The organism is Clostridium facile (assembly GCF_014297275.1).
GTDB lineage: Bacteria > Bacillota > Clostridia > Oscillospirales > Ruminococcaceae > Massilioclostridium > Massilioclostridium facile.
This window is the reverse complement of sequence record NZ_JACOQK010000002.1, coordinates 1-7,176: the sequence shown is the minus strand read 5'-3', so window position 1 is coordinate 7,176 and position 7,176 is coordinate 1. Positions and strand designations below refer to the sequence as shown.

The following is a 7,176-nucleotide window of genomic DNA, read 5'->3' as shown; positions in this document are numbered from 1 at the left end:
CGGCAGGGCGCAAAAGCACTTTCATACTGCCAGCCCCGAAGGGGCGGCGGTGTGAAAGTGCTTTTGCGTTACTTTCTCACAAGAAAGTAACAAAGAGGTTGTGGACTGCGGCCAGTTATGGTAAAATAGGAGTAGTAGGATATAGGCTTTTGCAGGAAAGGGACGGGTGATTTTATAGGCACAACCATTTCGGGAATGACGGGCCGGGGAAGTATCCGGCACAACAACAGGAGCTTTTCAGCGGCGAATGTAGACCGAAGCAGGTCGGGGCAGAATGTCACCTTTTGCAACGAGGATTTGAAAAAGGTGTACCACGAACTTTTCGATGAAGCCCTGGCCGCCTACAATGCCAAAAAGAAAAAGACCAGGGACAAGATACCAGACTACTATGAGCATATCCGGCAGAGCAAGCAGGAGAAGCTATTTCACGAGGCTATCTTTCAGATCGGCAACTTGACGGACTGCGGGTGCGGCTCCCCTGGAGGGGAACGGGCGGCGGCAGCTCTCAAAGAATTTGCAGAGTCCTTCCAGGAGCGCAATCCTCATCTGCGGGTGTTCAATATGGTGCTGCACATGGACGAGGCCACGCCCCACCTCCATGTGGACTTCGTGCCGGTGGCAACGGAGCAGAGCCGGGGCCTCTCAACGAGGGTATCAATGAAACAAGCGTTAAAGCAGCAAGGATTTGAGGGGCTTGGCCGGAAGCAGACGGAATGGAAAGCCTGGATGGAACGGGAGAAAGAAGCCCTAACGGAAATCGCCCAGGCGCACGAGTTTGAGATCATCAGCCTGGGCGGTGGCCGCCCTCATATGGAGCTGCCAGAGTACAGGGCAGCGGCCCAGCGGCTTGAAGCTGTCCAGGAACAGGTGATAGCGGCAGAGCAGGAGATCGCGGCCTTGGAAAAGCAGAGAAAGGCCCTGCAAGGGAATGTGAAGCTGCTGAAAGCGGTGGAGAAGGTCAAGCCCGATCTGGACGCGATACAACCAGAAAAGACGCTGACAGGGGCCGTCAAGGGTGTGACGGTGGAGCAGGTGAAGGAGCTGAAGGCGGCGGTGATCCGGGGTGCGGCGGCAGAGCAGAAGGTGCGGGAGCTGAAGGTAGAAAACCAACAGCTTCAGCAGAAAATCCCCTCGATGAAAGAAAAGCTGAAGGAGGCCCAGGAGCGGAAGCGGCTTGAAAATGAAAACCGGCAGCTCAAAGTGCAGGTCGAATACCTGGAAAAAGATTTGAGCTGGGAGCGTGGGATTTCGGCGCGGCTCCAGGAAGGGATCGGGGCGGTGCTGGACTTTCTGGATCAGCACTTGCCGGAGCAGTTCCGGCCCCTGGTCGAAAAGGCGCGGGAGCTGCTACCTGTGCCAGAGGTGCAGCAGCCGGAAAGAGAGCAGGAACGGGGCCACACCTGGGGCGGTATGGAGTTGTAAAAGAAGCCTGTCCGGGGGCCTTGCAAGAGCCGCCCGGACAGGCTATAATAACAGTAAAAATAGGGAATAAAATGTATTGATAATATATGCCCCCCTGTGGGTATAGGGGATAGCAGGGAGTTAGTGTGTCGTAAAATAGGGAATAAAATGTATTGATAATATATGCCCCCCTATGGTCTTTAGGCCAGGATAAATAATAAAAATATTTTCTCTCGGACAGGGAGAAAGTCGGAGGGGGTTATGGGGGTGAGCGGCGGGGTGTGGGAATGTGGTAAACCTGAAAGGTTTTCCATCATTTCCATGCCCCAGAGCGAGGGGGAAAAGGGGGAGGTGACTTTCTCTTTAAGGCCCCGAAGGGGCCGCTCTTTGGCTCCCCCTTTTCCCCCTATGGGTTTGCAGAATGTACGAAAAGAGGTGTAAGGAATGGCGGATCAGCAAGTAGCACTGGAACGGCTGCGGGAACTTTACAGGGAAAAGAACGAGCATTTAGAGAAGTTTTTAGAGCCGGTGGAGCCGTATGAGTTTTATCGTGAGATCTTCCCGGAAGGATCTTTCGAGAGGAAGGGCCATTTTGAGGACAGGAAGGGAAACGGGATCGCGGTGACAGTGGCCAAAAGTGAGGTTGACAAGGCAACCGGGATTGCCCTGCAGATCGAGGGGGACGGTAAAGCGAAACGATGTACCGTCACTGACGAGCTGGACGAGCTGCGGGAGCTGCAAGACACCGATTTCACGATTATGTCCCCGATCTCCTATTTTGGACGGCGGCGGTGCGGCAAAAATGCCCGGTATCTCTATGCCCTGGTCTTTGACTTGGATGGGGTGGGTATGCCCCAGCTCCGGGACACGCTGCACCAGATGAACAAGGATATTCTGCCCCAGGCAACCTTTGTTGTAAACAGCGGGACAGGGCTTCACCTGTATTATGTGCTGAAAGAGCCGGTGCCTATGTACCCGTACAACCAGAAATGCTTGAAAGAGCTGAAATATTCCCTCACCCGGCAGATTTGGAATAAGTTTACCTCCACCATCAAGGAGCCGCAAATGCAGGGGATTTTGCAGGGCTTTCGGGTGGTCGGCTCTGGCTCGAAGCTGGGGCGTGAGTACCCTGTGAGGGCGTTCCGGCTCGGCGGGCCGGTGGAGCTGGCGCGGCTGCTTGATTATATCCCGGACAGCAACGGGGAACAGCAGCGGCTTGAGGGGCTTATGAGAAAGAGCCGACTGTCGCTGGCCGAGGCGAAAGAGAAGTACCCGGATTGGTATGAGCGGCGGATCATCAAGAAGGAGCGGCGGGGCCGCTGGACGGTCAAGCGTGACCTTTACGACTGGTGGCTGCACCGGATCGCCGATGAAATCCGGGTGGGCCATCGTTTCTATGGCATTATGACGCTGGCGATTTATGCGAAGAAATGCGGGATAGACGAGGACGAGCTGCGCCGGGACGCTTTCGCGTTGCTTCGGCCCTACGATGATATGAGCGTGGAGGATATAAACCGCTTTACAAAAGATGATGTGGTGTGCGCCCTTGAGATGTTCAACGAGGACTATGTGACATTCCCCAGGGACGATATAGCGAAGCTCTCCGGCCTGACTATGCCTGTCAATAAGCGGAACTGGCGCAAACAGCCAGTACATTTGCAGGGCGCGAGAGCAATCCAGGAGATTAACGATAAGGCCAATGGTACGAATTGGAGAGAAGGGAATGGGCGGCCAAAAGGCAGCGGAACGGCCCAGGCGCGGGTTTATGAATGGCGGCAGCAGCACCCGGAGGGACGCAAGGCCGACTGTCACCGGGAAACTGGCCTTGATCCGAAAACCGTCCGTAAGTGGTGGGATTGCCCGCCGCCAGCGGTGCGCTTTGAAAATGGGCATATAACGGTGCGGGTGTCCCCTTCCCAGGAGTTGAGCGATTGGCTCCTGGACGCGCTACACGATGGGGGCCAGGAATAAGGCCCAGAAAGGCCCCTGTTACGCTTTAGAAGCCGTTTTCAGCCCTCCGAGGGTAAAATACCGGCCCCCTCTCTACTGCGCCCAGAAAGCCGCATAAATCAAGGCTTTTTTGCCCTCTAAATGCGAACATACCAGGGTAGAAGTTTAAGGGCCAGTGCTTGGGTAAACGGCCAGGAATATATATTGACATTGTAAATAAAAAGTTATACAATGGATATAATAAGAGTGAAAGGAGTTGCTACCTATGGCAAATACAAATATTAACATTCGTATGGACGCAGACTTGAAGCGGCAGTTTGAGGCGTTCTGTGCTGATATGGGAATGACGATGACAACGGCGTTCAATGTTTTTGCGCGTAAGGCTGTGAGGGAGTATAGAATACCCTTTGAAATCAGCGGTGATGTACCGAACGCTGAAACCGTCGAAGCAATCAAGGAAGTAAAGAGAATGAAGGCCGATCCGAGCCTTGGCAAGACCTATTCCAATGTCGATCAGATGATGGAGGAGCTGCTTGCCGATGTATAACATAAGACCAACCACAAAGTTTCAGAAGGATTTGAAGCGCGTGAAAAAGCGCGGCTTTGATATTCCTTTGCTGACCGATATTATTAAAAAACTGGCTGCGGGGGAGCCGTTGCCGGAGAAAAACAGGGATCACCAACTTTCCGGGGACTATGCGGGGTGTCGTGAGTGCCACATTACGCCGGATTGGTTGCTGATCTACGAAGTGGACGGGGACGAGCTGATTTTATATCTCACCCGGACGGGATCGCATAGCGATTTATTTTAGGGGAAGGAGGAAAGGTCTATGAGCTGGGATAAAGAGAGGATCGCGCAGTTGCAGCTCCCCGATCTGGCAGACGATGATCCGCACCCTCGGCTGCTCCTGGAAGGGGACGGCATACACGCAGGGCAGGGTTTTACCGCCTTGTTTCCTGATGGCTGGCACGAGATTACCCTTGAAGTAGCCTGGGAGCCAACAGGCCCCGGCTGCTGGTACATATCTACGCCTGGGTTTGAGGGCGTGTGTCCTGTGGGCCTGTTCGTGAAGGTATGAAAACAATCCGGCAGATAGCGGACGAGATAGGGGTATCAAAGACAGCAGTAAATAAGCAAATCGCAAACCTGGGTTTGCGATCAGGTTTACGAAAAAACGGAAACCAGTTTGCGATTGATGAACACCAGGAAGCCTTGATAAAACAGGCTTTTTCTGAAAAATCGCAAACCGAAATCGAAAACCAATCGCAAACTAAAACGCAAACCGAAAACCACGAAGTTGGCGATTTAGTTTGCGTTTTACAGGCAACTATCGACACGCTGCAAGGGCAGCTTGAAGTAAAAGACCGGCAGATTGCAAAGCTGACTGAGGCCCTGGTAGCCGCCCAGCAGACAGCGGCAGCGGCCCAGGCACTCCACGCGGGAACAATGAAGCAACAGCTTCTTTCCGGGGAGAGTGGAGCGGATCAGCAGGAGCCGGAACAGAAAAAAAGCTGGTTTTCAAAAATTTTTGGTGGTAGATAGGAAACAAAAGGACATTTTTTTCGTCACTACAAGTAGGAAAGGCGGTGTGATACAATGAAGAAAATTGCTCTTATTTTATGTTTGGTATTAGTGGCGTCTTTTGTATTAAGTGGGTGTAACAACAGTGATAGTATCATTACTCTCGAAGATAGAGAAGTTGGAAAAATAGAAATACAATCAGGAAATACGGGAGAAACGGTAGAGGTCACCGAAGAAGAAGTAATTTCGCAAATTGCTGATATACTGTCATTAGAATTTGAAAAAGGTGAGAAAAGTAACGACAGTACAGGGTGGAGTTATTCAGTAAGGTGGTATGATACAGAAGGGAAACAGATAGACACTGTTGTAATAATGAATGATGGAACTATTGAGAAAGACGGATATTTTTGGAAAACATCTAAGGACAACATAGAACTATCTGTATTTGATGAATTAGTAACGAAGCATTCCTCCGAGCTGCCACTTGAATGGGACAAAATTCCTATGGTGATGGTGGATGGTAAACTCTACTACGATACGGGGAAAGAGAGTACCGTAAGTGCCCGTTGTGGAGTAATGGATGGGGAAATTACTTCGACGGTTGACGGTTCTGAGATACCGACAAAAGATAACCAATCCAATTTCGGGACGGGCTTTGAATATCAATACGGAGCCGACAATACCATAGAGATTTTTATGAACGAAAAATGGATTGTTTTTGAGCAAAGAGAAGGAACTGGAAATCAAGTCCGATTTGGTGATCGGATGGTAGATGCGGATGGTCTTTCGGAAGAAACGCTTGAATGGCTCGATTGGTATCTTAAAATTTTGTATAATAGGAATTGAAGTTAAATTAGATGCTAAAAATTTGTAATTAAGAAGGAGGGATTCGTCATGTTGGTATTCCAAATGCGTAATGTAGATAAAACATCTACTGTTTTGAAACAGACTAAAAACAGTGATTACGCAGATAAATAAATACGTTAGATTAATTCCTACCAGTGACTAATCTTATGACTTTTTAAACAGATAACTAAAATTACAAACAAATCGTTTAACTTCTGTATTTGTTTATAGATGTAATCACTTCAGGAGAGATTACATGAACAAAAATATAAAATATTCTCAAAACTTTTTAACGAGTGAAAAAGTACTCAACCAAATAATAAAACAATTGAATTTAAAAGAAACCGATACCGTTTACGAAATTGGAACAGGTAAAGGGCATTTAACGACGAAACTGGCTAAAATAAGTAAACAGGTAACGTCTATTGAATTAGACAGTCATCTATTCAACTTATCGTCAGAAAAATTAAAACTGAATACTCGTGTCACTTTAATTCACCAAGATATTCTACAGTTTCAATTCCCTAACAAACAGAGGTATAAAATTGTTGGGAATATTCCTTACCATTTAAGCACACAAATTATTAAAAAAGTGGTTTTTGAAAGCCGTGCGTCTGACATCTATCTGATTGTTGAAGAAGGATTCTACAAGCGTACCTTGGATATTCACCGAACACTAGGGTTGCTCTTGCACACTCAAGTCTCGATTCAGCAATTGCTTAAGCTGCCAGCGGAATGCTTTCATCCTAAACCAAAAGTAAACAGTGTCTTAATAAAACTTACCCGCCATACCACAGATGTTCCAGATAAATATTGGAAGCTATATACGTACTTTGTTTCAAAATGGGTCAATCGAGAATATCGTCAACTGTTTACTAAAAATCAGTTTCATCAAGCAATGAAACACGCCAAAGTAAACAATTTAAGTACCATTACTTATGAGCAAGTATTGTCTATTTTTAATAGTTATCTATTATTTAACGGGAGGAAATAATTCTATGAGTCGCTTTTTTAAATTTGGAAAGTTACACGTTACTAAAGGGAATGGAGATAAATTATTAGATATACTACTGACAGCTTCCAAGAAGCTAAAGAGGTCCCTAGCGCCTACGGGGAATTTGTATCGATAAGGGGTACAAATTCCCACTAAGCGCTCGGGACCCCTTGTAGGAAAATGTCCTAAGTGTGGCAACAATATTGTATTAAAAAAATCGTTTTATGGTTGTTCAAATTATCCTGAATGTAAGTTTACTTTATAATAGTTTGCCGGAAGAACAACAGTTAGCTATAAGTGCTGTGCCGCCAGATTTGCTTGAAGAAAGCGGTCTTGTAAAAACAGAGGACGCAGAGGTTTCTGCACAGGAAGATGAATTGTGTGGCTATCCTCTTGCACCAGAAGAAGTAGAGTGACAACAGAAGTTCTTGGAGACAGTTGTGAGGCTGCCTCTTTTAGCCCC

10 protein-coding genes are annotated in these 7,176 nt (G+C 48.0%); all 10 read left to right on the top strand.

The features are described 5' to 3' along the window. The first annotated feature begins 195 nt into the window (after window positions 1–195). The 10 genes from H8Z77_RS11495 to H8Z77_RS11755 all read left to right on the top strand — a co-directional run bounded on the left by H8Z77_RS11495 (window position 196) and on the right by H8Z77_RS11755 (window position 6,978). Window positions 196–1,422 (top strand): plasmid recombination protein, encoded by a 1,227-nt coding sequence (locus tag H8Z77_RS11495; RefSeq protein ID WP_007596194.1) that lies wholly within the window; start codon window positions 196–198, stop codon window positions 1,420–1,422. Window positions 1,423–1,845: 423 nt separating this feature from the next. Further along, window positions 1,846–3,372 carry a hypothetical protein gene (locus H8Z77_RS11490; protein ID WP_005948239.1) on the top strand — a complete coding sequence of 509 codons (1,527 nt, stop codon included), beginning with the start codon at window positions 1,846–1,848 and terminating at the stop codon, window positions 3,370–3,372. A gap of 244 nt (window positions 3,373–3,616) precedes the next feature. After that, window positions 3,617–3,898 carry a type II toxin-antitoxin system RelB/DinJ family antitoxin gene (locus H8Z77_RS11485; RefSeq protein ID WP_005948237.1) on the top strand — a complete coding sequence of 94 codons (282 nt, stop codon included), beginning with the start codon at window positions 3,617–3,619 and terminating at the stop codon, window positions 3,896–3,898. Then, complete coding sequence (locus tag H8Z77_RS11480) at window positions 3,891–4,163, top strand: type II toxin-antitoxin system YafQ family toxin (protein ID WP_005948235.1); 273 nt, start codon at window positions 3,891–3,893, stop codon at window positions 4,161–4,163. The genes H8Z77_RS11485 and H8Z77_RS11480 overlap by 8 nt, the downstream gene beginning before the upstream one ends. Before the next feature lie 18 nt (window positions 4,164–4,181). Beyond that, entirely contained in the window at window positions 4,182–4,430 is a 249-nt protein-coding gene (locus H8Z77_RS11475) for a hypothetical protein (RefSeq protein ID WP_005948233.1), read from the top strand. Continuing rightward, a complete protein-coding gene (locus H8Z77_RS11470) occupies window positions 4,427–4,894 on the top strand; it encodes a hypothetical protein (protein ID WP_005948231.1) in 468 nt (155 codons plus the stop codon). Before H8Z77_RS11475 ends, H8Z77_RS11470 begins: the two co-directional genes overlap by 4 nt. Before the next feature lie 54 nt (window positions 4,895–4,948). Continuing rightward, window positions 4,949–5,719 carry a hypothetical protein gene (locus tag H8Z77_RS11465; RefSeq protein WP_005948226.1) on the top strand — a complete coding sequence of 257 codons (771 nt, stop codon included), beginning with the start codon at window positions 4,949–4,951 and terminating at the stop codon, window positions 5,717–5,719. A 48-nt stretch (window positions 5,720–5,767) separates the two neighbouring features. Continuing rightward, window positions 5,768–5,851, top strand: coding sequence for a 23S rRNA methyltransferase attenuation leader peptide (locus H8Z77_RS11460; RefSeq protein ID WP_001814874.1), 84 nt, complete (start codon window positions 5,768–5,770; stop codon window positions 5,849–5,851). A 124-nt stretch (window positions 5,852–5,975) separates the two neighbouring features. Beyond that, on the top strand, window positions 5,976–6,713 hold the full coding sequence (gene erm(B) / locus H8Z77_RS11455) for a 23S rRNA (adenine(2058)-N(6))-methyltransferase Erm(B) (RefSeq protein ID WP_001038795.1): 738 nt from the start codon (window positions 5,976–5,978) through the stop codon (window positions 6,711–6,713). A 145-nt stretch (window positions 6,714–6,858) separates the two neighbouring features. Next, window positions 6,859–6,978, top strand: coding sequence for a topoisomerase DNA-binding C4 zinc finger domain-containing protein (locus tag H8Z77_RS11755; RefSeq protein WP_181989423.1), 120 nt, complete (start codon window positions 6,859–6,861; stop codon window positions 6,976–6,978). Window positions 6,979–7,176: the final 198 nt, after the last annotated feature.